A 397-nucleotide genomic window follows, 5' to 3' on the forward strand; every position below is an offset into this window, starting at 1 on the left:
AAGAGCACGACGGCAGCTACAAGCAGCAGGATGGCATCCGCTACCACGCACGCGATTTCGCGTTGGTGCGGGCCAAGGCGCTGGACGTGCCGGTGGTGCTGGGCAGTGCCACGCCGTCGCTGGAATCGCTGCACAACGCACAGGCCGGGCGCTACACCCACCTGCGCCTGAAGGTACGCGCCGGCGACGCACGGCCGCCGCGGGTGCGGGTGCTGGACGTGCGCAAGCGGCCGTTGCGCGACGGCTTGTCGCCGGAGGTGCTGCAGGGCATTGCCGACCATCTGCAGGCCGGCCACCAGGTACTGGTGTTCAAGAACCGCCGCGGCTACGCGCCGGTGCTGCTGTGCCACGACTGTGGCTGGACCGCGCCCTGCCAGCGCTGCGATGCACCGATGAC

1 pseudogene is annotated in these 397 nt (G+C 70.0%); it reads left to right on the plus strand.

The window, feature by feature from the left end:
• Positions 1-397 (plus strand): annotated as a pseudogene (locus AC1DN0_RS41695) (primosomal protein N'); the annotation flags it as partial.

The sequence above is a fragment of the Cupriavidus sp. 05N39 genome (assembly GCF_056397325.1).